Here is a 236-nt window from a genome sequence, read left to right as displayed (position 1 = left end):
GCGACGCGCTGGGCGTGCTCGATGTCATGGCGGCCGACGATCCGGCGCTCGCGCGCGCGTCGCCATGCCGCCACGCGCGGGATCGCACTCACGCTGCTCGGCCGGCGCGACGCCGCGATTGCCGCGTTCGACGAGCGCGCGCTCGACACCGACACCGAGACCTGCCTCTGGCGGCTGCGCAGCCTCGCCAGCGCGCGCGCCGGCGCCGCGCCCGCACCACCGCCGCTGACGCTGCT

General features: G+C 78.0%; 1 protein-coding gene. It reads left to right on the top strand.

All coding sequences use genetic code 11. The features are described 5' to 3' along the window. Positions 1-21: 21 nt before the first annotated feature. The coding region (locus AC0CH3_RS17965; RefSeq protein ID WP_465238146.1) for a hypothetical protein at positions 22-236 on the top strand (215 nt) is incomplete at its 3' end.

The sequence above is a fragment of the Sphingomonas sp. AC449 genome, from assembly GCF_979253475.1.
Note: the sequence above shows the minus strand (reverse complement) of the source record. Positions and strands in the feature narration are given on the sequence as shown.